Source organism: Olleya sp. UBA1516 (genome assembly GCF_002323495.1).
In the GTDB taxonomy this organism is placed as follows: Bacteria; Bacteroidota; Bacteroidia; order Flavobacteriales; family Flavobacteriaceae; genus Olleya.
Map to the genome: position 1 here is coordinate 1 of NZ_DCQO01000005.1, position 23,792 is coordinate 23,792.

The window sequence follows — 23,792 nt, forward strand, 5'->3', positions numbered from 1 at the left end:
ATAAATCTACAGATGTAGATGTTACTGCATCTAAAGTAAGTCCTGAAGGGTTTGGACATGTAGCGTTGTATATAAGTACGTTGTCAATTAGCCAATACCAAGCCCAAGAATCGGCATCATTATATATAAATCTAACTTGCATGTTAGCGTTAGCATAGGCTGTAATATCGATATGTTGTTGGTCAGGTGCATTAAAATTACCTGCTGATGCTGTTTGATTTAAGACTTCGACCCAAGCAGTACCATCATAAACTTCTACTATAGCATTGTCTGCTCCAATATTTCTGTAATATTGGTCAAAATCTAGAAATAGTGCAGTTGCTGCCGAAGCATCAAAAACAGGAGACGTTAACGTTTCTAATAATAAAGTTCCGTTTCCGTTTGCATCACTATCTACTATAGCTGCATTTGTGCCATCTAAGCTTGAAAAACCTCCTTGAATTCCAGAAATCCATGAATCACCTGTTGCTGCTCCTGCATCTGTTATCGTCCAGGTTGCAGGTATGGAGGCATTAAAATTTTCTTGTAAATAAGTTTGTGAATTAGCTTGCCATCCTGTTAGTAGAAATAGTAAAGCTAAAATGAACGTAGTTTTTTTCATTTTAATGAGATTGGGTGTTAGTTTATTTTTTTGAAAACCTTGCGAAAAACACAAGTTGGTTATTTAAAGGTATACTTTTATTAAGAATAATTTAACACAGATAGACGTAATGCGTTTTTTTTCGACGAAAAGAGCATTAATTGTTAAAATTGTAAGATTTATATATCGTGTTTAGAATATTATTTAGAAATTATCACGTTTCTTTTTATTTCATTGCCAAATTCGTCGACTACAACAAGTGAATGTTCTCCAATTTCGGGCTTAATTGCGATATCATGAATATCTGTAGTTTGACCAATGTAAGTTTTGTCTATATACCAAAAAAGAGTGCTATTTTTTTTAGAATGTGCAACTTTTAAAACGAGTTCGTTCGTCGTTTCGTTAAAATCCTTAGGTAGATAAATAGTACTTTCATTTTTGGTATAAATAAATTGCATTGTGACTTCATTTTCACCTAAACAATCAAATCTAAAAGTTGGAAGTGATTTATAAAATGGATTCTTTTTTTTATAATAGTATTCCATTAAAGGAGGAAGTGTAAACCAAGATTGAGTGTTAATGTTATTTAGATCTTCGCAAGAGGTATTAACCTGATAAGTGTTTGTTTTGTCTAGGTGAATTAACTTATGATAAGGACATGGTTTTGTTTTAAGACCACTTAGTTGTACGTATTGAAGCTCTGTATCTAAACAGTTAAGCGAGGCTCTGTAGCCACTAAGTCTACAGATTCTAGTTTCTTGCATTTCATCAAAAGGTTTTTTAAACCATTGACTATTTGGAAGCGCATCAAATACGTCAAATAAAATTGGAGCTGCAGATTGTACGCCAACTAATCCTGGTCTACCTTCTCCGTCAGCATTACCTACCCAAACACCTACAACATAATCTTTGGTTGTACCAATTGCCCAAGCATCTCTAAAACCGTAGCTAGTACCTGTTTTCCAGGCGATTTGTTTAGAATTGTCAAAAAACTCCCAATTGTCATCGCCTTCTGGTCTGTTTACCTCCTTTAAACTTTGATACGTTAGATAGATTGAGGCAGCATCAAAAAGCGTTTTTTGATTAGTTTTTTTTCCAAAATCAATGGTTTGCGAGTCGTAGAAAGTAGGTTCGCAAAATTCATTAGAATAATACTCGCTTGAAGTGTCGTTAAAATGATTTATAGTAGAAGAGAACGCTGCATAACTTTTACATAAATCCCATAAATTACTTTCTGCTCCACCTAAAATTAAGGATAATCCGTAATGATTTGCATTATAGGTTATGTCTTTTAGTTTTAAATCTTTTAGATAATGATGAAATCTATCTAAACCAAACGCTTGTAACATTCTAACCGCAGGAACATTTAAAGAGCGTGATAAAGCGCGTTTTGCAGGAACAGCTCCATCAAATTCTTTATTAAAATTTTCGGGACTATAATTTCCAAATTGAGAAGGTATGTCTGCAACTAATGTGTTAGGAAGTATGTCTCCTGCATCAAGCATAGCAGCATATAAAAAAGGTTTTAATATACTACCAGTACTTCTAGGCTTGTTAATTATGTCTACATTTTTTTGATGTGCTTTATCTGTTGGAGCGTTACCAACATAGGCTAAAACTTTCCTAGTTTTAACGTCTAAAACTAAAACAGCAATGTTATATATTTCATTTTGTTTTAAAATGTTATAATGATTAGAAACAATGCTGTTTACTTGTTCCTGAAGTTGTTTTTGAATTGTTGTTTTAACTCGTTCTCCTTTATTAGTTTTTGAAATAGTTTGTAGTAAATGAGGTGCTGTTTGTGGTAATGGATATGGTTTTTGTGGCAAGATTTCAGCTAAAGAAAGAGTATAGGTTAATGAATCAATAGTATTGTTTTCTAATAATTTTTTTAATAACCTGTTGCGTTTTTCTAGTAATTTTTTTTGATTTTTACCTGGGTAAATTAGGCTTGGTGCATTGGGTAAAACAGCTAATGTTGCGCTTTCTGCCCATGATAAATCATGAGCATTTCTGTTATAATAACGCCAAGATGCAGCATCTATACCAACAACATTTCCGCCAAAAGGCGCATGACTTGCATAAAGCGATAATATTTTTTCTTTACTATGCCTTAACTCTAATCTAGTGGCTAAAATAATTTCTTTAAACTTTTCTAAATAGGTTCTTGATTTTCCTTTTCTAGATAGTCTAATAACTTGTTGGGTAATTGTACTTCCACCACGTTTGACTTCACCAGAACTTAAGTTTTCATTTAAGGCTTTAATTATAGAGATAGGATTAAATCCAGGATGATTGTAAAAATAGTCATCCTCAAAAGCGATGACACACGTTTTAAATTTTTCCGGAATACTATCGCTTTCTGGAAAACGCCATTGTCCATCTTTTGCTATTTGAGCACCCAACAATACATTAGTGTTACTAGTAATAACAGTTGCTGTTGGATCTTTAAAAAGTATACTTGGTAAACAAAAAAAATAAGCTACTAATAGTATGAAAAACACTATTGTTTTTTTTAAATGTTTTGAAATAATAGCAATTAACCTATACATGAGTGCAACAAAAAGGCTTTAGTTGTTTTAATAATTGTGAATTTAAAAAAATACATTTATACTTGATGATAATATCTTAATTATAAACGTGAAAAGCTACCGACTTACTATTAATATCATTTTATTTTTATCTGTATTTTTTACAAATCAAAATGCAATAGGGCAGTTGGGATTTTGTAATGGTAATTCTGGAGATATTATTTTTAGTGAAACTTTTGGAACTGGAATAGGTCAAAGTGCTTTACCTGCAGGAACATCATCCTACACCTATTCTAATGGGTCAGAGCCAGAAGATGGTTTTTATACGGTAAGTAATACCTCTAACTTTTTTGATTGGTTTATACTTCAAGATCATACTTTAGATGATGTTAACGGTAAAATGTTAGTAATAAACTCTGATTTTACAACAGGTGAGTTTTACCGGACAACTATTAATGGACTTTGTGTGGACACATCTTATGAGTTTTCTTCGTGGTTAGTAAATTTGACACCTTCTACCGGATTTTGCGGTTCAGGAGCTATACCTATAAATGTAAGTTTTGAGATTTGGGATAGTTCTGATACTAATTTATTAGCCTCTGGTAGTACCGGAAACTTGGGTAGTTTGCCTTCACCAGAGTGGTTGCAGTATGGATTAGTTTTTCAGACGCTTCCTGGTCAGACGTCTGTTATATTAAAGATGAAAAATAATGGTGTTGGAGGATGCGGAAATGATCTTGCAATTGATGATATTGTTTTTAAAAGTTGTGGAGATAATATATCAATAGCAGATGCATCAGCTTCCAATATGATAAGTTTATGTAGTAGCCAAACACCTTTTAGTACGTCTTTGACAGTAACGCCAGATAATAGCGTATTTAGTACTCATTTTTATCAATGGGAAGAGAGTTTAGACGGAACTACATGGACCGATATTATTGGAGAAACAACTCAAAATATAACCATAAATGGTATTACAAATACTAGGTATTATAGGAGTAAAGTAGCTGAATCTGTTGCAAACTTAAATAATAACCTATGCAATGTTGTATCAGAAGTTTTTCAGGTAGATGTAACACCTCTACCACCTGTTCCAACACTGGCGTGTTGGGAAACCGCGACTGTAAATAATACGACTTGTTTATGGGATATTGTTGGTACACAACCAATTCATCCTATTGTAGCATGTTGGGAAACTGCGATATTTAATGCTGCAACTTGTGCTTGGGAAGTTTCTGGTACGCAACCATTACCACCTTCAGGATTAGAATGTTGGGAAACCACTATATTTAATACTACTACATGCGTTTGGGATATTATTGGTGACCAACCATTTATTGAAGAAACTGAATTTGTAAATTTCTGTCAAAATGAAACGATTACTTTACATGCCATTACAGATATAATTAGTCCAACATATATTTGGGATACAGGCCAAACGACATCCTTTTTAGAAGTAGATGCTTCTGGTATTTATACCGTAGAAGTAACTGATGGTTGTTTGACTACCATTATAACTTTTACTGTAGCCCAATTAGAAACACCTTTACTTGATACTATTACCTCCAACGGAAACCATATTGTTGTTAATACAAGCAATACTGGTGATTTTGAATATTCTATAGATGGTATTAACTATCAGAATACAAATGTATTTTTTAATATTGAAGGTGGTTTGTATACAATTTATATTAAAGCTAATGGATGTGATGATGTCGTGACCACATCGTTTTTACACTTTTACATACCGCAATTTTTTACTCCAAATAACGATACAAAGCATGATACCTTTGATTTAAAAGGAATCCAATATTTTCAGTCCTCAGAGGTTTATATATATGATCGTTTTGGTAAGCTTTTAAAAAGCTCAAAAAATAAATCCTTTTCTTGGGATGGTACATTTAATGGCAGCCCAATGCCTACATCGGATTATTGGTATGTTATAATAATAGATGGTCAGCGTCGTGTTGGACATTTTACTTTAAAACGATAAGGGTTTCTGCGAAAGCAGTATTATAAATTTAAAGATTTTAATACAGATTTAAGTTCGGTTTCTTTTTGCGTTCCAATAATAAATTTATTTCCATCTTTAAGTGTGATAGATAGTCCTTTGTTACCTTTTATGTTATAAACAGTACCGTATTTGGTCCATAATCTAATTCCCCAACCACCAACAAAACCATAGTTTACAACTTTCATTGTTTTAACATCGTTTAATTTAACCTTCTTTTTTACAAAAGGATTAAAAGACATTCTAATTTCGGAATGGTCAATTTCTGTTTTTAAACGAATTAATCCAAAAAGTCCAATAACCAAAAAAAGGATTATTGTAAAAGCAATTAAGCCTTGATTAGATAAAGGTTTGTCTCCAAAACTTTGACCAATAATTAGTTGTTTATAAATACCGTATATTGGTATTAATCCAATACCAATTAATAACATCCAAAGCCACCATTGGTTAAATCTTTGCACTTCTTTAAAATTCATAGTTTTAGTATTAAAAAAATACCACTTTCGTGGGAAACTTTTATTTTTCAACTTCAATCCATTGTCCTTTGTTTCTAACAAAAAAGTTGTTATCGTACATTGCTTCAGCTTGTAATCCTGGTAAATAGTATTGTCCTAAATACGAAGCATTAAGCATGACGTTAAACGTGTTGGTTTTTTTAGGTCCTAAGTCAAAATAAAAATTAACACGATCGTCTCTAATATTTGTAAACCTAGCCTGACTTGAAGTTGAAGCTCCAAAGTCTGTAAAACGTGTATTTACTATTTCCCAACCTGATGGAAAAATTTGAGTCAATGCAACGTCATTTATGTTGTAGTCTTTAGTATTAGTAATTTGTACTGTTGCAACAAAATCTTGACCTTGTTGTAGTTTGGAAACATCAATTTTATTACCCTTTAAATCTTTGTAAATTATACTTGTGGTCAGACCTCTTTGTTCTGCTAACTCTTGACCTAATGGTAGTTTTCCAGAGCTTAAAACACGTATGTAAACTATGTTTTGTTTGTTGTTTTTAACGCTTATAGTGTTGCTTCCATCGTTAATTGCTAAAGTACGTTGTGCAATAGCATTTTTAGTATCGATTGTTTCGGTTTTACCATTAATGGAGTAGCTTAATTTCATGGCTTTTCCGCCATTTGCATTAACCATTTTAGCCATAGATAGTAGGCTATATGCAGTGGTTTGTGTACTCATCCAACGTTGACTTGATAAATCATTAGCAATGGTTTCGGATAAATCTTTAACCCGTTTGTCTTTAGTTAAAATCATAGTTTCTAAAGCCATCGCTCTGTTTCTGTCAACAGATCCATAAGTGTAATAATTATATTTTTGTGGCTTAAAGTTAATATTTGCAGTACTTGACACTTGGTTGCTAGCTTCGGTTTGACCAGCTAAAGCATAAGCAGCTGCTAAACGCCATTTGGCTTCGTTAGAAATTTCTGAAAATTCGCGTAAACGATTCATAGCTCCCAAATCTGCACTTCCAGCTAATGCTAAAGTGTATAAGCGATAGGCTTGTGCTAAGTCGGAATTATATGTTCTGTAGCTTGGTCTCCAACTTTGTGCAGCTTGTTTTTGGTATTTAATCCAATTACTTTTAAAAGTTAATGGTAGAACAAATCCTTTTTTCTCTGCTTCTAATAAGAAATGTCCAGCATAACTAGTTCCCCAATCATTAGCACTATTTTCTCCAATCCAATAGCTTAAGCCACCATTTGGTCTTTGAAAAAGACCTAAACGTTTGATTCCGTTTTCTATGTTTGCTTGGATTTCTTGTTTTTTATTGAAAGGTAAATCAAAAATATCTTGTAAAAATAACTGAGGAAACACACTTGATGTGGTTTGCTCTACACAGCCATGAGGATATTGTACTAGATATTGTAATCTTCTAGTAAAATCCATTGGAGGCAATGTTGAAAACTCAACGCTTGCACTATTTGTTCCTGTAACACCAAATGTCGAAAAGTCAATAGTTTTAGATCCATTTGAATCTAAAGTAGCATCTAAGCTTTTAGACGAAATTGGATTTACGTTTTCTACATCAATCTCTACTTTATAAGTTGAAGATTCCCCATTTCCAGTTGCAATAACTTCAACAGTATTAATGCCTTTTGCTTTGCTAACATCTAATTCAAAATAAGCCATTTGCTCATCTGGACGTGCAAAAGTTAGTGCCTTAGTTTGGTCTCCAACAACTGTAATTCCGTTGCTTAATTTTAATTTAACCGATACGTTTTTTACATTAGGTTCCATAGCAAAAACAGTAACAGGTAGTGTTACCTTTTCTCCTGGACTTAATTTTCTTGGAAGCGTTGCTAAAACCATTAAAGGTTTTTTGACCTGTACAGATTTGTCAGTACTTCCGTAAGCTTCAGTTGTATTATTACCTGCAACAACCATTGTTCTGACTGCTCCAACGTAATTTGGTATTTTAATTTTATGTGTTTTTCTTCCGCCTGCTTCTAGATTAAATGGTCCAAGAAATTTAACAACAGGTTTAAATCTATTTGCTTTTTTGTTTTTTCCATCAGCAGCATTTCCATCTCCTCCAATAGCAAAAACTTGTTCTATACTTCCGCTATATGCGCCAACAACATCATCAAAAACATCCCAAGTTTTTACGCCTAAGGCCTCTCTAGCATAAAAGGATTGCCATGCGTTTGGTGTTTTAAAACGTGTTAGATCTAATAACCCTTCTTCAACCATAGCAATAGTGTAGGTCATTGCTTTGTTGTTTTTTTCTGAAACAAATACTTCAAATTCTTGTTCAGGTTGCAAGACGCTTGGCATTCTTATTTCTGGTTCTAATTTAGTATTTGGATCTTCTACCAATAACGGAATTACACCAAATAAGCGTAACGGTAAATCATTAGCAGTAGATGCGTGTGGTTGTAGTAATGAGATATTAATAAAAACGTTAGGAGCCATGTCTTTTGTGATAGCAATATCTACAGTGGTTTCTCCTTTTTTAGTTTTTACCCATTTAGTTTGTAAGACCTCTGATCCATTTTCTATACTAACTAATGCGCGACCTTCTGTACCTGACGGGAAAGTAATTTTTGCAGTTTCGCCAACATTATAGTTTTCTTTGTCTGCAGCAAACACTAACATTTTTGCAGCTTCTTTATCTCCAGAAGGTTGACGTTTCCACCAGTCTTTATAAAAGTATGCAGTGCGACCAGTCATGTGACCAGAAACGGGATCTTTTATAGTAATATAATAACGACCACCTTCGTTATCTGGCACTTTAATATTAAACGATGCTTTACCGCTTGTACTGGTATTTACTTTGCTGTTTAAAAATGGTTTGTGATAGCTGCTAGAGGTATATTGTGATAGGTTGTCGTAGGAGGAGTTCCACCACCAACGCCATTCTATTTTATACACTTTAACCTCTAAATTATTACGTTTAATTGGTTTTCCTTGATCATCCACAGTCACTAAATCAAACGTGTGATTTTCATCTGTAAAAAAAGAACCGTAAGCTTTTGCTTTAGGTGATTTTAAACCAACAAAAGAGTTGTAAGGAGCATATGGCATTGTAAATGCATCCATGGAAAAATCGCCTCCGTTTTCAAAAGCACGTACTAAAAATTGTGCATTTAGCATACCAGGAGCATCTTGTCCAATGTTTAAGTTTTTGGTAATATTTGCTAAACCTTCAGTATCTACATTGCCTTCAAAAATGGTAATCTCTTCTGTATTAAAGTTTTTGGATGGATCTAAAAATTGATAGTCTTCGTAGTTTTTAAAACCAGAATAAGAGGTGCTAAATTTTGCTTTAATTTCGGCTTTTACATTTTTAGCTGGAGCACCATGTAGCCAATTTACAGCTAGTTTTCCGTTTAATGGCGTGTTAGATTTAAGTATATCGTCTTCAAAATCTATTTTAATTTTAAGGCGATTAGGTTTTACTGTTTCGACTTTAAGTCCTTTATAAAATGTTGCTCCTCCAACGCTAATTTTTGCATTCCAGTTTCCTGTTTTGTCTTCAGTAGCAGTTGGGATATTAAATTGATAAAAATTATTTAAGCCTTGATTACTTATATTCTTATAAGCTAATTTACCATTAGCATCGGTTATTTCTAATTTTACTGGATGTCCTTTTGGTAGCTTGTTTGCTATATCATTTAGCATAAAAGTTAAATGAATAGAATCTCCTGGTCGCCAAACGCCTCTTTCAGTATAAATATAGCCTTTAAGTCCACGTTGTAATGTTGCTCCTGAAACATCAAATTTACTCAGTGATAGCGAGTTTCCGTCGCGTAATTTCACGTAAGTGTTATTATTACCTTTAGACACTATTGCAAAAGCAGCTAACTTATCTGTTTTGATTTTTGCTAATCCATCATTATCGGTATTGGTAGTTGCTAATTCTTGTTGTTGGAAGTTGTATAGTACGACCTTAGCAGCTGGTTCTGGATTGGTAGTTAAAATATTGGTCACTGCAAAATGATACGTATTACTAGCGCCTTTTTTTACAATAGCTCCTAAATTAGAACCAATTAAGTTTTGCGAAATCACCTTATTATTATAGTAAGCATCATTGCAAGGATTGTTGCGTTCTCTCCAGTTGTAATTATTGTCGCGATAGCTGTAAGTAATATTGTCCCAATATTCTTCTTCCTTTAAATCTTCGTCTTCTGTAGTTGTGTAAGTATAATCTCCACCACCATAATAATAGTCGTCTTCATAATAATAATCGTCCTCATAATATTCTTCTTCATTATCACTGCTATTACTTGCATTTGCGTCACAGTCGTACAACGAATATGCTTTTTTATAATCTAACTCTACACGATAAATTGCACCAGGATCTGATTTGATGTATTTGGACAAGTCAATACTATAGGTTTTCCATTTTCCATCATTTTCTATAGGGTTTTCAATTAGTTTAATGGTGTGTTTAGCAATACGACGACCAACACGTCTTATTTGGTTTTGATTATTACTTTCAAGAGTATTGTCTTGTAAAAATTGCAAAATATTATCTTCAAAAATCTTGATTATTCTAACATCTACAGCGCTTAAGTTTACAGCTTCAAAATTGAATTTTAACTCTTGAGAGTTAGGTAGTATTACACCACTATTAATTAGTTTAACTTGAGGTTTGACGTCTTCAAAAGCGATAGTTTCACTAAACGGTGTTTTTAGTTTATAGTCGTCTACGTTTTTTATTCCTTGAAAAACATCGACTTGTACATTGCCTGTAATTTTTGATTCAGGATAGGCTTTTAACACGTTTCCGTTTACTATAAATTTAGGGTTTTTGCTATTTTGGATAGTGACTAAACCATCAAAATTTTGCTGTTTTTTAATTGGGTCAGAAAAGTTAATTGACAAATATTGTTCTGGTGTCTGAATAACGTTTACAGACATGATTTTAAAGTTGTTTTTCCCAGGAATAGAAAAAGTATTTTCTCCTGTATTGTCTGCTTTAATAGCCTCTCCATTCCATTTAATTAAGATTTCAGAATCCTCAACTAAACGATTAATACTATCTATTTTAAATTCAAAATATTTTGAAGGCTGACTTTTTTCGTTCCATTCAATATTTAGGTTTTTACCTTTTTGAGTTGCACTAATTAACTGTTTAGCCTGTTGTAATGTAATGATATCAGATGCTTTAGCAACGCCTAAAAGGTATTGCCACTCTTTGGAGTAAGATTGTAAATCGTTTGTTTCAATATTAAAATTTGGAGTAATAGTTTTAAACTGAAACCTATAGCTACTAAATTGTTTTGGAAGGTCTTTATATAATTCGCCTAAATTAATTGTTGCTGCATATTCTGTATCTGGTTTTAAATTTTCATCAGGAACAAACCTTAAAGAATGATCGTTTATTACAACAATTTTACCTTCCACATAAGGTGAGATTTTAAATACATTTTTATCAAGCACTTGGTCAGGTTGCCATCCGTCTACCACTTTTGCTAAATTGATATTTATATTATCTGCAACAGACACACGTCCTGACGTTGTAAAACTAATGTAATCTCTAAATTTAAAAAGGTTATCCGTTTCAGTAACCTCTTTTTTACAAGAATTAGCTAGTATAAACACAAGAAATAAGATTGATAGCGATTTTAATTTCATGGTAAACAGTATTTTATATTTTTATATCTATGTAAGATAAGTTGCTGAGAAAAAAACTTGATATCTGGTTTTTAAAACAAAACTTGATGTTAAAGTTATTGCAAATTTTGAATTTTCAAGTATTAATCATAGACAATTTTTAATCTATTTTTTTGAGTAAAAGCTTAACAGTATTATAAGACAGGACGTATTTTAAAACGAAGAAATATTAGTATATTCGCTAAAAATTAAATAATTCGTAAAAATTAAAGAAATATGCAAGCAGTTTCAACTGATTTCGGAATAAAAGAAGCTTTAAAACAATTAGGCTTAAAAGATATAAATGAAGGGACTTCAACAGGGTCTAATAATTTTGGAAGTGGAGATTTAATCGCTTCATATTCTCCTACTGATGGAAAATTAATAGGAAAAGTATCTACAACTACTAAAGAAGATTACGAAAAAGTAATCACTACAGCTACGGAAGCTTTTAAAAGCTTTAGAGCGATGCCAGCACCACAAAGAGGTGAAATTGTAAGACAATTTGGTAATAAATTAAGAGAATTAAAAGAACCTTTAGGAAAGTTAGTCTCTTACGAGATGGGTAAATCTTTACAAGAAGGATATGGTGAAGTACAAGAAATGATTGACATCTGTGATTTTGCAGTTGGGCTATCAAGACAACTTAATGGGCAAACAATACCATCTGAACGTCCAGGACACGTAATGCGTGAGCAGTGGCACTCTTTAGGTGTTGTCGGAATAATCTCAGCATTTAACTTTCCAGTAGCAGTTTGGGCTTGGAATACAGCTTTAGCATGGGTTTGTGGTGATGTATGTATCTGGAAAGGATCAGAAAAAGCACCATTATGTTCTGTAGCATGTCAAAACATTATTGCTGCAGTTTTAAAAGAAAATAACTTACCAGAAGGTATTTCGGCAATCATAAATGGAGACTACAAAGTAGGAGAGTTTATGACAACAGATCATAGAATTCCGTTAATATCTGCAACAGGATCTACTAGAATGGGACGTATTGTTGGAGCAACAGTAGCAGAACGTTTTGGAAAATCGTTATTAGAATTAGGAGGAAACAACGCCATTATTATTACACCAACAGCAGATTTAAAAGTAGTTGTTCCTGGTGCTGTATTTGGAGCAGTTGGTACTTGTGGTCAACGTTGTACATCAACTAGAAGACTAATCATTCACGAGTCGGTTTACGATAAGGTAAGAGATGCAATTGTTGGTGCTTATGGACAATTAACTATTGGTAATCCATTGGATCAAAAAAATCATATTGGACCATTAATCGATAAGGATTCAGTAAATACGTATTTAGCTGCAATTGAAAAAGCAAAAGCAGAAGGAGGAAATGTACTAGTAGAAGGAGGCGTTTTAGAAGGTGAAGGTTACGAGTCTGGATGTTATGTTAAGCCAGCTATAATTGAAGCAGAAAACAGTTTTGAAATTGTACAGCATGAAACATTTGCACCAATTTTATATTTAATGAAATATTCTGGTGAAGTTGAAAACGCAATTGCTGTTCAAAACGGAGTAGCACAAGGATTATCATCTGCAATCATGACAAACGAAATGAAAGAAGCAGAAAAATTCCTATCCTTTGCAGGATCTGATTGTGGAATAGCAAACGTAAACATTGGAACATCTGGAGCAGAGATTGGTGGTGCTTTTGGAGGAGAAAAAGAAACAGGTGGTGGACGCGAGTCAGGATCTGATGCTTGGAAAGTATACATGAGAAGACAAACAAACACAGTAAATTATTCAGACGAATTACCTTTAGCTCAAGGTATTAAGTTTGATTTATAATAATTATTTTTTCGCTTTCGCGGAAGTTAAGCCACATCGAAAGATGTGGCTTTTTTTGTTTTAAGCTAACTTTTTAGGTCGTTGGTCGATTTTTAAGCGTCTATAATTCATTTAGTTAAGATAAATGTTAAAAGATTTTTAATTTTTTAATAACTTGATAGTCATTAACTTAAAACAAAACCATAATGAGTAAAAAAACCGGTTATCTTCTGGGTATTTTACTGACCATTATCTTAGGTACAATTTTGTACTGGTATTTATGTTGTAAACCATGTCTTGAAGCAGATAAAGTTGCTATAGATAAAACGACAAATACTGAGGATGTTTCAGTAAAAACAGATCAAAAAACAGCAACCATTAATGCATTTGCAGTAAAAGATGTTAATGGTGATTTGGATTTTCAAATTAATGATAATTTAAACTTTAAAACTTCTAGCCCTTTAATTATTGATTCTATCACTTCTAGTGTGGGTGAAGGCGCAAATAAGCTGGTCGCGTATTACAATAGTAATCCTAATAAACTATTAAATATTTATGGTCATTATCGTAGTGATGAGGTTAATAACTCAGTCTTTCCGGATTTAGGGTTAGCACGTGCCAATGCTGCAAAAAATTATTTTGTATCAAAAGGTATGGCTTCAAAAAATATTAATACTTACGGTAAATTGGATGATAATTTTAACGCTAATGCAGAAGGTGTATTGCAAGGACCATTAAGTTACGAAGTAAAGACTGTAGCTGCAGGAGACACAAGTATTGAAGAAGACACCAAAAAGTTAGGAGACACCATAAAAGCAGATCCTTTAATTTTATACTTTGATACTGCTCAAGCGACCATTAGTTTGTCGGATAGTCAAAGACTAAAAGTTTCAAATATGGTAAAATATATAGATAAGGTTGATGGTGCATTAATTACTGTTACTGGCTTTACAGATAATACTGGTAGTCGACCAACTAACATAAAATTAGGGCAAGGACGCGCTGATTTTACAAAACAATATTTAATCCAAAATGGAATAGACAGTAGTAAAATACAATCATTTTCCAAAGGTCCAGATTTACCTATTGCAGATAATGCTACAGAAGAGGGTCGCGCAAAAAATAGAAGAGTAGAAGTAACCATTAACTAACAAAAAATAAAAATTATGAATGTATTATTAACTATAAGTATTCCATGCTGGTTAATCCCATTATTAGTAGGAGCAATATGTGCAATATTAGGCTATTTATTAGGTCGTTTATTTGGAGGTAGCAATCAGGATAATAACAATAACATAGATTTAAATGTTTATAAAAATAGAATTAGCAAATTAGAAACCGATTTAGCTGCCTGTAAAGCAAGTAAAGATAGCGTGTCACGATCGTCTGGAGCTGGTAATACCGCAACTTCATTTACTTCAAATGTAACACCAACATCAACCTCAGCAATTAAAAAAGATGTTGTAGCTAGTGCTGCTCCTATAACCCCTAAGGTAACCGATGCAACTGTGATTGCTTTTGATGCAACAGCAGCTAAAACAGCATTGGGTAAAAAAATAAAACAAGACGATTTAACTGTAGTTGAAGGTATAGGACCAAAAATTAAAGAGTTATTTCATAATCATAATATTACAACTTGGACAGCATTGGCAGGTTGTACAGTCCAAAAATGTCAAGAGATACTTAAAAGTGGAGGTAAACGATTTGAAATGCATAAACCTGGAACTTGGCCTAAGCAAGCAGATTTAGCAGCTAAAGGATCGTGGCAAGAGTTAAAAGATTGGCAAGACCAATTAGATGGAGGAAAATAATATTTAACTCTTTAAACAAAAAAGCCGATATTTACAATTGTAAATATTGGCTTTTTAAGTAATTTAAAACCTTATTCAATGCCGAAACTTTGTCGGGAGAATCAAGGTTTTCTGTTAATTAATAGGTTTGCTATTGTTTAATAGCTGTATTAATTAACTATTTATAGTTGTTGTTTAAGTATACTTTAAACAACAACTTTAATCTTAATTGTATTTTACTTTTCGTAAAATACGCAAGACGTCTTTGTACTTTCTGTATACTTCAGGAAGCGGTTTTAAATATGGTTTTGCCTCATTTAATTTGTCCAAAGCTTCATGAAATAAATTCAGATAACATATAAGATACGTATCAGGTAGGTTGTTTAGATCTTTTATTTCGTTATTATTTAAAATTTGTCCTTTTTTTAGTTTTTCTAAAATCACATTATTACTATTGTATATGTGGTGTAATACCTTTTTGTCAAATTGTGGAGGATTAAAAACTAAGGTAGACTCTATGTTATAGCTAGCATTGTCAGTAAAATTAATAACTGTTTTTTCTAATGGATAATATTTATAAGAATTTTGAAGTCCTAGTTTTAAGTATTCAATAATCGTAAAAGAATCTTCATTAAAAGTAATTGCAACTTCATCTAAAGTTGAAAAAAATAAACGGACTTGCTCATTAATAAGCTCAATGTCTACTCTAGAGTAAAACGTTTCATCTTTAACTTGCTTTTTTTCGCCAGACCAACACAGGACAAAATATTCTTTAAAAACAATATAATTAGGATTGTAGTCTTGGCGTTTTTTCATAAAATCAAAAACACCATCTAATGTATATTGTATATTATTTTGTGCATGGTTCTCAATAGCTTCAACGATTTTGGAGTTTACATCTTGTATTTCGCTATTAAAAACTTTAGGCATGCTAATGCTTCCATCTCTAAAAAAGACTGATCCTCCATAATATTTCCAAATGTTTTTTCTAAGAGAAGTCAAACCATTATTAGCACGTATAGTAACTAACCCAACGACTTTGTGGTCTGGTAAGTGTGGAAAAGGAATATTCTCGTATTGTACAATTGGTGGATTTGATAAATAAGCGTTGATTAAGTTTTGGATTTTAGAATCATCAAAAAAATCAACGCCAATTATGGTGTTATCTTCATCCTCTACGCCTATAACTATAAACGAGTTGTTTTTAGGATTGGAATTGGATAAAGCGCAAACATGTTTTAAAAATTTAGCTTTACCTTCTTTTTGATTAATATCAATTTTTCGCTTTTTATCATAAAAACTATTCTCGTCGTTATGTGCAAGTAAGTTTTTAATAAGTAAGCGTTTATTAATCATGGATTACTCTTTTTTTACAATAGTTGAGGTTGCTTGAGCTGTGCAAAACATTAAAACATCAGCAATATTAACATGTGCTGGACGTGATACTGCAAAATAAATAACCTCTGCTAAATCCTCTGGCTGTAGCGCTTTGTAGCCTTTGTATACGTTATCTGCTTTGGCGTCTCCTTTAAATCTAACCTGAGAAAATTCTGTCTCTACCAAACCAGGATTTATGGCTGTGACTTTAATGCCAAAAGGATTAAGATCAATACGCATCCCTTCTGTAAGTGCCACAACAGCATGTTTACTTGCACAATACACATTACCTTTAGGGTAGACTTCTTTTCCTGCAGAAGAGCCTATGTTAATAATATGTCCAGATTGGCGAGCAGTCATTTGTGGTATAATGGCTTTGCTAACGTATAACAACCCTTTTACATTAATGTCCATCATAGCATCCCAATCGTCTAAATCGCCATCTTGTATTGGGTCTAATCCATGTGCATTTCCTGCGTTATTAACTAATATGTCAATATGTTTAAATGTTTCTGGTAAACTATTAATTGCCTCAAATACTTCTTTTTTGTCTCTAACGTCAAAATTTAACGTGTAGACATTAGTTTGTTTTTCTAAAGCTTTTTCAATGGTGTCTAATCTTTCTTGACGACGTCCACAAAGAATTAAGTTAATGCCTTGTTTTGCAAATTCATGAGCTGTTGCACGACCTATTCCGCTAGTTGCTCCTGTTATTAATGCTGTTTTATTCATTTAATTATGTCTTGTTTAAGCAATTATTTGTTTTTAGTTTTTGACCTTGTTTTTAAGGTACTTTATGTCCTTGACTAGCTACCAAAATTAAAAACCAATCTTCTAATTCTAAATTTATCTTTGTTGCTGCAATTGCGCCAGATAACCTGTTGCTATTTGTGGTGCCAACTACAGGTGTGATGTTGGCAGGATGTTTTAATATCCAAGATAAAAGTAATTGATCTTCAGTAGCATTGTATTTTTGCGATAATACTCCTAATTGCTTATGAATTCTTCTTGTTTGTTCCGTGTCTTCTTTAAAAGTTATACCTAAAGGGGACCAACACATAGGTTTGATATTGTTTAGTAACATGGCATCCAATGTGCCATCATGCATTGCTGTATGATGAGTCAGAGAAAATTCGATTTGATTTACAGAAACCTCAATTTTTTGAGTTAATAAATTGGTTTGAGAAGGTGTAAAATTAGAGACGCCAAACTCTTTTATTTTACCTTGTTGTTTTAGTGTTGTAACAGCTTCAGCTACGTCGTCAACTTGTAATAAAGGACTAGGTCTGTGCAGTAATAATAAATCTAAATAGTCCGTTTTTAAGTTTTTTAGGGATTGCTCAGTAGACCAAATTATATAATCCTTGCTATAATTATAATGTTTAACTTTTAATTGCGGACGTGCATTGCCAATATACTCTATTCCACATTTAGAAATTAGTTGTATCTGGTCTCTGTCTATATTGCTTTCCGCGAAAGCGTTACCAAACTCTGCTTCAGTTGTATAATCGCCATAAATGTCTGCGTGGTCAAATGTAGTAATCTGATTATTAATACAATGGTGCATTAGGTTTATGTATTCTTTTTGGTCTAATTGTTTGCCCCATTTTCCCCAAGTCATGGTTCCGGCAATTACTTGAGAGTACTTATTTTTTGTCATAGTTTAAAATCTTCAATAAAAGTAAAACATAAATTACTCTTAAAAGTCTAATAAACACCCTATTTTTAACCAATTATTAACACGATTGCAATAAAAAAATTAACAATTTGCACCACTTGAATTAGAATAGATAGTTCATTGCCTTTAAAAATATTACATAATGGAACAAACAGGTACAATTGATATTAAATCGATTAACGAGAAAATTGAAAAGGAAAGTGCATTTGTAGATTTACTAATGCTTGAAATGAATAAAGTTATCGTTGGACAAAAACACATGGTCGAGCGATTATTAATTGGACTATTAGGACAGGGACACATTTTGTTAGAAGGTGTACCTGGATTAGCAAAAACATTAGCTATTAATACGTTGTCTCAAGCTATTGATGCTAGTTTTAGTCGTATACAATTTACACCAGATTTATTACCATCTGATGTTGTTGGTACCTTAATTTTTAATATGAAAGAGAACGATTTTTCTATTAAAAAAGGACCGATTTTTGCAAATTTTGTGTTAGCAGATGAGATTAACAGAGCACCTGCAAAAGTACAATCTGCTCTATTAGAAGCCATGCAAGAAAAGCAAGTGACTATTGGAGACGAAACGTTTAAATTAGATAAGCCATTTTTAGTAATGGCAACTCAAAACCCAGTAGAACAAGAAGGAACGTATACTTTGCCAGAAGCACAAGTGGATCGTTTTATGCTAAAAACGGTTATAGATTATCCTAAACAAGCCGAAGAGCAACTAATTATGCGTGCTAATTTAAAAGGTAATTGGGACAAGGTAAATCCTGTCGTGTCTGTAGCGCAAATATTAAAAGCGCAGGAAGCAGTTAGAGAAGTCTACATGGATGAGAAAATTGAAAAATATATCTTAGATATTATTTTTGCGACACGTTATCCAGAAAACTATAAACTAGCCGATTTAAAACCATTAATTAGCTTTGGTGCTTCACCACGTGGAAGTATTAATCTAGCAACAGCAGCAAAATGTTATGCATTTATAAAGCGTCGTGGTTATGTAATACCAGAAGATGTGCGCGCTGTAGTGCATGATGTGTTGCGCCACAGAGTTGGAATTACCTATGAGGCTGAAGCCGAAAATGTAACGTCTGTAGATATTATTAATAAAATAGTTAACGAAATTGAAGTTCCATAATTGAGTTATTACAAATTGTTAATTGTAAACTCAAGACTGCACACTGCATACTTAAAAAATGGATACTAAAGAATTACTAAAAAAAGTACGAAAAATAGAGATTAAGACACGTCGTTTGTCTGATCATATATTTGGTGGAGAGTACCACTCAACCTTTAAGGGTCGAGGTATGACTTTTTCTGAAGTAAGACAATACCAATATGGTGATGATGTTAGAAACATAGATTGGAATGTTACTGCACGTACCAATCAACCACATATTAAAGTTTTTGAAGAAGAAAGAGAATTAACCATGATGTTAATGGTTGATGTCTCTGGATCAGAATTATTTGGTACAGAAAACCAATTTAAAAGTGAAATTGTTACTGAAATTGCTGCAACATTAGCCTTTTCTGCAACGCAAAATAACGACAAAATTGGATTGATTTTATTTTCCGATCAAGTCGAATTATATATACCACCCAAAAAAGGGCGTTCTCACGTTTTACGAATCATAAGAGACTTAATAGAATTTGAGCCTAAAAGCAAACAAACCAATATTGTCGAAGCTTTAAAGTTTTTACGTAGTGTGATGAAAAAGAAGGCGATTGTTTTTGTAATGAGTGATTTTATTGCAGACGATTACCAACAAACCCTTAAAATAGCTGCAGGAAAGCATGATATTACAGGGATTAGGGTTTTTGATAAACATGAGGCTAGTATTCCTAATTTAGGAATGGTCCAGATGGAAGATGAAGAAACTGGCGAATTAATGTTAGTCAATACAGGATCAAAATCAGTAAGACATAATTATGCTAAGTTTTATAACCAGAAAGTAGCCTATTATAAAGATAGTTTTGCTAAATCTGGAGCAGGTAGTTTAGCTTGCAGAACAGATGAGAGTTATGTAAAAAAACTATTAGGTTATTTTAAAACTAGAGGATAATTAATTAGAGTAAAGTAAAAACTTAACAGTGAATACAAAAATAAATTATAATAGGTTGGGTACAATTAAGACTATAAGTATAGGTCTTATTGCTTTTACCTTATTGCTTTTACCATTCATTTCTTTTTCACAAGTTAAAGCTACAATAGATTCTACTTCCATTAAAATTGGACAACAAATTACTTATAAGATTGAGGTAGAAACTGATACTGTAAATAGCGTTGTGTTTCCGGTTGGTCAAACTTTTATGCCTTTAGAAATGATTGAGGCATATAAAATAGATACAACAAAGCAACAAGCTAAATATAAGCTGATTAAAAAATATGGATTAACCCAATTTGATTCTGGTCAATACGTTATTCCTAAACAAAAAATAATTATTGCAGGTAAGCAATATATAACAGACTCGTTATTAGTTACAGTTAACAACATTGTTGTAGACACCACAAAACAAAAATTATACGACATCAAACCTATGATAGCGGTTGAAAAACCAGCTAGTGATTGGTGGATGTATGTTTTATTAGCACTAGTAATAGTAGGTCTAATTGGATTTCTAATTTACTGGTTTGTATGGCGTAAAAAACCTTTAACAGAAGAGGAGCAAATAGCTTTACTCCCACCTTATGATAGAGCAAAATTAGCATTACAAAAATTAGACGAAAGCAATTATTTAGCTTACGATAAGTACAAAGAGTATTACTCAGAGTTAACCTTGGCAATCCGTAAATATTTAGACGAAAAAGTTTACGACAGAGCGTTAGAAAGCACCACAGATGAGCTAATTACACGTCTAGAAGTATTAAGTGATGGTAATCAAATTGAATTAACAAAAGATCATATTAAAAAAATTGAGTCGGTTTTAAAACGTGCCGATTTAGTAAAGTTTGCAAAGTCTGCTCCAGACGTAGAGTTAGCAAAAATTGATAGAACAGTAATTGATCAAGAAATTGATTATGTAAAAGAAGCGTTACCAGAAGCTTCAGAAGAAGAAAAACTTTTAGATTTAGAATATAAAAAACAACAAGAAAAAAAGGAGTTTCGTCAAAAAATATGGGTGACTATCGCTGCCATTATTTTTATGTTGGGACTAACATTTGCAGCATTTAGTTACAGGTATGGTTTTAATTATGTGGTAGATACTATTTTTCAAAAGGACACAAAACAATTGTTAGAAGGCGGTTGGGTTGACAGTGATTACGGTTTTCCGCCAATAACAATATCTACTCCAGAAGTTTTAAAGCGTGAAGAAGTAGCAATACCAGACGATTTAATCGATAAAATAAAAATCTCTAGTTTTAAATATGAACTAGAAGATAAGTTTACGGTAAATATCACATCTACAGTAGTTAAAAGCGCACCAGATCAAGAAGATGCACCTTCTCCAGAAACTAATGTATTAAAAGCTATTGAAGATAATTTAAAAGCTATTGAAGCAGATGGTGGAAGAAATATAATTTCTAACAAAGACAAGTTTAAAACTCCAAATGGAGCAGAAGGTGTTAAAACATCCGGAACCTTTGACTATCCAATAGATGACGATAAAGAGGATTATGTAAATGGACAATTTGTAATTTTAAGTTTTGCTAATAAAGATGTAACTCAGCAAATATTAATTACATATTTGAAGGATGATATTTATTTAGACCAAGTTGTAGAGCGTGTTTTAGCGTCTGTAGAACTTAATCAAAAAGAAGACTAATGTTAGACGGAATTACATTTTTAAATAAAGAATTTTTCTGGCTGTTACTGGCATTACCATTAGCAATAGTTTGGTATGTTTTTAAGCACAAACAGCAAAACGCAGAACTAAAAATATCTAGCCTTAAAGGGTTTAAAATTACTAATTCTTGGCTGCCAAAATTAAAACATTTACTATTTGCTTTGCGCCTTTTAGCTTTAGGTGTTTTAATAGTTGCATTAGCAAGACCACGCACATCAGAGACTAACACAAAAACCAAAACAACTAGAGGTATAGATATTGTTATGGCAATTGACGTGTCTGCAAGTATGTTAGCAAAAGATTTAAAACCTAATAGGTTAGAAGCACTAAAAAATGTGGCTTCAAAATTTATAAAAGGAAGACCAAATGATAGAATTGGTTTGGTGGAATATGCAGGAGAAAGTTACACAAAAACACCAATTACTAGTGATAAGTCAATAGTATTAAATTCACTTGAGGATATTAAATACAATACTATTATTGAAGGTGGTACAGCAATTGGAATGGGATTAGCAACAGCTGTTAACAGATTAAAAGATAGTAAAGCTAAAAGTAAAGTCATTATACTACTAACAGACGGAGTCAATAATTCTGGTGTATTAAATCCAAAAATTGCTAGCGAGCTGGCTGTAGAGTTTAATATAAAAGTATATACTATTGGTCTTGGTACTAATGGTATGGCTTTGTCACCAGTGTCTGCGTTGTCAAATGGTAGGTTTCAGTATGACAGAGTTCAAGTAGAAATTGATGAAGATTTACTAAAAGATATTGCTAAAGTTACTGGAGGACAATATTTTAGAGCAACTAATAATCAAAAATTAGAGCAAATCTATACTGAGATTAATAAGCTTGAAAAAACAGAAATTGATGAAATTAAATTTACAACTTACCAAGAGCATTTTAGACCCTTTGTTTGGATTGCAGGATTGTTATTGTTAATTGAGTTTTTAATCAGAATAACACTATTTAGAAGCTTTGTATAAATTATCAGTATAAAGCAATTGTAAAAAGTTTAAAATAAAAAGATAGTTAGCATAAATAGTAATGTTGGTTAGCTTAAAATAAAAAATAAATGTTTCAATTAGAAGAAAAAATATGGTTTTGGACACTACTGGTAATTCCGGTATTAGTGCTCTTCTTTTTATTGCTACTATTATGGAAAAAGCAAACACAAAAAAGATTTGCAAACGCAACGCTTTTAAAGCGACTTAGTCCTAATAAATCAATATTTAAATCGGTACTCAAATTAGTTGTTTTATGCTTAGCTTTTGCAAGTTTAACCTTAGCTTTAGTAAACCCTAAAGTTGGTACAAGTCTAGAGACTGTAAAACGAGAAGGTGTAGATATTGTGTTTGCGGTAGATGTTTCTAAAAGTATGTTGGCAGAAGATATTAAGCCAAACAGATTAGAAAAATCACAACAATTAGTCTCTAAAATTATTGATAAACTAGGTAGTGATCGTGTAGGTATTATCGCTTACGCAGGAAAAGCATTTCCGCAATTACCAATAACAACAGACTATTCTGCAGCAAAAATGTTTTTGCAAAATCTAAATACTGATATGCTATCCTCTCAAGGTACTGCAATTAATGAGGCGATTAACCTTGCAAAAACCTATTACGACGATGACCAACAGACAAATCGTGTTTTAGTAATTTTGTCTGATGGAGAAGACCATAGTGAAGCTGCTGTACAAGTTGCAGAAGAAGCAAGTAAGGAAGGCATAAAGATATTCACAATTGGTGTTGGAGACGTTAATGGAGGACCAATACCTTTAAGACGTAACGGAGTCTTACTTAATTATAAAAAAGATAAGCAAGGCGAAACCGTTATTACTAAACTAGACGAGGACACTTTAAAAAACATAGCTAATCAGGCAAATGGTACTTACATAAATGGTGCGATAACAGACAAAGTTGTAAATCAAATGACGGACATTTTAAATAAAATGGATAAAACAGAATTTGAAGCTAAGCAAGTCGCTAATTTTGAAAGTAGATTTCAATGGTTTTTAGGTTTAGCTATCTTACTACTTTTTATAGATATTTTCTTGTTAGAAAGAAAAACAGCTTGGCTGAAAAAATTAAATCTATTTAACGAGAATTTATAAAACCCTTAACATCAACAATTGCAAGCCTTTAGTATATTTGCG

16 protein-coding genes are annotated in these 23,792 nt (G+C 32.5%); 9 read left to right on the forward strand and 7 right to left on the reverse strand.

Translation table 11 applies throughout. From position 1 onward, the window contains the following. Both B2989_RS01290 and pbpC read right to left on the reverse strand, forming a co-directional pair. A partial coding sequence (locus B2989_RS01290) for a choice-of-anchor J domain-containing protein (RefSeq protein ID WP_292942977.1) occupies positions 1-601 on the reverse strand: 601 nt, incomplete at its 3' end. Positions 602-780: 179 nt separating this feature from the next. Continuing rightward, positions 781-3,132, reverse strand: coding sequence for a penicillin-binding protein 1C (gene pbpC / locus B2989_RS01295; RefSeq protein ID WP_292942980.1), 2,352 nt, complete (start codon positions 3,130-3,132; stop codon positions 781-783). Positions 3,133-3,220: 88 nt separating this feature from the next. On the opposite strand from pbpC, the gene B2989_RS01300 reads away from it, so the two are divergent. Then, on the forward strand, positions 3,221-5,104 hold the full coding sequence (locus tag B2989_RS01300) for a T9SS type B sorting domain-containing protein (RefSeq protein ID WP_292942983.1): 1,884 nt from the start codon (positions 3,221-3,223) through the stop codon (positions 5,102-5,104). A 20-nt stretch (positions 5,105-5,124) separates the two neighbouring features. Here B2989_RS01300 and B2989_RS01305 read toward each other — a convergent pair whose 3' ends face one another. Both B2989_RS01305 and B2989_RS01310 read right to left on the reverse strand, forming a co-directional pair. After that, complete coding sequence (locus B2989_RS01305) at positions 5,125-5,598, reverse strand: hypothetical protein (RefSeq protein WP_292942986.1); 474 nt, start codon at positions 5,596-5,598, stop codon at positions 5,125-5,127. Between the two features lie 40 nt (positions 5,599-5,638). Next, positions 5,639-11,215: an alpha-2-macroglobulin family protein gene (locus tag B2989_RS01310; RefSeq protein WP_292942989.1), complete on the reverse strand. Its 5,577-nt coding sequence runs from the start codon at positions 11,213-11,215 to the stop codon at positions 5,639-5,641. Positions 11,216-11,470: 255 nt separating this feature from the next. Between B2989_RS01310 and B2989_RS01315 the strand changes: the two genes are divergently transcribed. The 3 genes from B2989_RS01315 to B2989_RS01325 all read left to right on the forward strand — a co-directional run bounded on the left by B2989_RS01315 (position 11,471) and on the right by B2989_RS01325 (position 14,814). After that, entirely contained in the window at positions 11,471-13,024 is a 1,554-nt protein-coding gene (locus B2989_RS01315; protein WP_145005389.1) for an aldehyde dehydrogenase family protein, read from the forward strand. A gap of 185 nt (positions 13,025-13,209) precedes the next feature. Further along, positions 13,210-14,154 carry an OmpA family protein gene (locus B2989_RS01320; protein WP_292943002.1) on the forward strand — a complete coding sequence of 315 codons (945 nt, stop codon included), beginning with the start codon at positions 13,210-13,212 and terminating at the stop codon, positions 14,152-14,154. A 15-nt stretch (positions 14,155-14,169) separates the two neighbouring features. Then, the gene (locus tag B2989_RS01325) at positions 14,170-14,814 is read left to right on the forward strand and encodes a hypothetical protein (protein ID WP_292943005.1); all 645 of its coding nucleotides are present in this window, start codon (positions 14,170-14,172) and stop codon (positions 14,812-14,814) included. Between the two features lie 204 nt (positions 14,815-15,018). Here B2989_RS01325 and B2989_RS01330 read toward each other — a convergent pair whose 3' ends face one another. The 3 genes from B2989_RS01330 to B2989_RS01340 are packed head-to-tail and all read right to left on the reverse strand — an operon-like array spanning position 15,019 to position 17,830. Further along, positions 15,019-16,149 (reverse strand): ATP-binding protein, encoded by a 1,131-nt coding sequence (locus B2989_RS01330; protein WP_292943007.1) that lies wholly within the window; start codon positions 16,147-16,149, stop codon positions 15,019-15,021. A gap of 3 nt (positions 16,150-16,152) precedes the next feature. Further along, positions 16,153-16,902 carry an SDR family NAD(P)-dependent oxidoreductase gene (locus B2989_RS01335; protein WP_145005399.1) on the reverse strand — a complete coding sequence of 250 codons (750 nt, stop codon included), beginning with the start codon at positions 16,900-16,902 and terminating at the stop codon, positions 16,153-16,155. Positions 16,903-16,954: 52 nt separating this feature from the next. Further along, on the reverse strand, positions 16,955-17,830 hold the full coding sequence (locus B2989_RS01340) for an aldo/keto reductase (protein ID WP_292943013.1): 876 nt from the start codon (positions 17,828-17,830) through the stop codon (positions 16,955-16,957). A gap of 160 nt (positions 17,831-17,990) precedes the next feature. Here B2989_RS01340 and B2989_RS01345 point away from each other — a divergent pair, with 160 nt between their 5' ends. The 5 genes from B2989_RS01345 to B2989_RS01365 all read left to right on the forward strand — a co-directional run bounded on the left by B2989_RS01345 (position 17,991) and on the right by B2989_RS01365 (position 23,750). Beyond that, complete coding sequence (locus B2989_RS01345; RefSeq protein ID WP_292943017.1) at positions 17,991-18,992, forward strand: AAA family ATPase; 1,002 nt, start codon at positions 17,991-17,993, stop codon at positions 18,990-18,992. Between the two features lie 58 nt (positions 18,993-19,050). Then, positions 19,051-19,917, forward strand: a complete 867-nt coding sequence (locus B2989_RS01350) for a DUF58 domain-containing protein (RefSeq protein ID WP_145005405.1) — start codon at positions 19,051-19,053, stop codon at positions 19,915-19,917. A gap of 28 nt (positions 19,918-19,945) precedes the next feature. Beyond that, a complete protein-coding gene (locus tag B2989_RS01355; protein WP_292943020.1) occupies positions 19,946-21,619 on the forward strand; it encodes a hypothetical protein in 1,674 nt (557 codons plus the stop codon). Continuing rightward, entirely contained in the window at positions 21,619-22,623 is a 1,005-nt protein-coding gene (locus B2989_RS01360) for a vWA domain-containing protein (RefSeq protein ID WP_292943023.1), read from the forward strand. The genes B2989_RS01355 and B2989_RS01360 overlap by 1 nt, the downstream gene beginning before the upstream one ends. 89 nt (positions 22,624-22,712) lie before the next feature. After that, entirely contained in the window at positions 22,713-23,750 is a 1,038-nt protein-coding gene (locus B2989_RS01365) for a VWA domain-containing protein (RefSeq protein ID WP_292943026.1), read from the forward strand. Positions 23,751-23,792 lie beyond the last annotated feature (42 nt).

What these genes read in the sequence shown, in the direction of transcription:
- pbpC (WP_292942980.1), bottom strand. Translation starts at nt 3,132, where the DNA reads ATGTATAGGTTAATTGCTATTATTTCAAAACATTTAAAAAAAACAATA.
- B2989_RS01305 (WP_292942986.1), bottom strand. Translation starts at nt 5,598, where the DNA reads ATGAATTTTAAAGAAGTGCAAAGATTTAACCAATGGTGGCTTTGGATG.
- B2989_RS01310 (WP_292942989.1), bottom strand. Translation starts at nt 11,215, where the DNA reads ATGAAATTAAAATCGCTATCAATCTTATTTCTTGTGTTTATACTAGCT.
- B2989_RS01315 (WP_145005389.1), top strand. Translation starts at nt 11,471, where the DNA reads ATGCAAGCAGTTTCAACTGATTTCGGAATAAAAGAAGCTTTAAAACAA.
- B2989_RS01320 (WP_292943002.1), top strand. Translation starts at nt 13,210, where the DNA reads ATGAGTAAAAAAACCGGTTATCTTCTGGGTATTTTACTGACCATTATC.
- B2989_RS01325 (WP_292943005.1), top strand. Translation starts at nt 14,170, where the DNA reads ATGAATGTATTATTAACTATAAGTATTCCATGCTGGTTAATCCCATTA.
- B2989_RS01330 (WP_292943007.1), bottom strand. Translation starts at nt 16,149, where the DNA reads ATGATTAATAAACGCTTACTTATTAAAAACTTACTTGCACATAACGAC.
- B2989_RS01335 (WP_145005399.1), bottom strand. Translation starts at nt 16,902, where the DNA reads ATGAATAAAACAGCATTAATAACAGGAGCAACTAGCGGAATAGGTCGT.
- B2989_RS01340 (WP_292943013.1), bottom strand. Translation starts at nt 17,830, where the DNA reads ATGACAAAAAATAAGTACTCTCAAGTAATTGCCGGAACCATGACTTGG.
- B2989_RS01345 (WP_292943017.1), top strand. Translation starts at nt 17,991, where the DNA reads ATGGAACAAACAGGTACAATTGATATTAAATCGATTAACGAGAAAATT.
- B2989_RS01350 (WP_145005405.1), top strand. Translation starts at nt 19,051, where the DNA reads ATGGATACTAAAGAATTACTAAAAAAAGTACGAAAAATAGAGATTAAG.
- B2989_RS01360 (WP_292943023.1), top strand. Translation starts at nt 21,619, where the DNA reads ATGTTAGACGGAATTACATTTTTAAATAAAGAATTTTTCTGGCTGTTA.
- B2989_RS01365 (WP_292943026.1), top strand. Translation starts at nt 22,713, where the DNA reads ATGTTTCAATTAGAAGAAAAAATATGGTTTTGGACACTACTGGTAATT.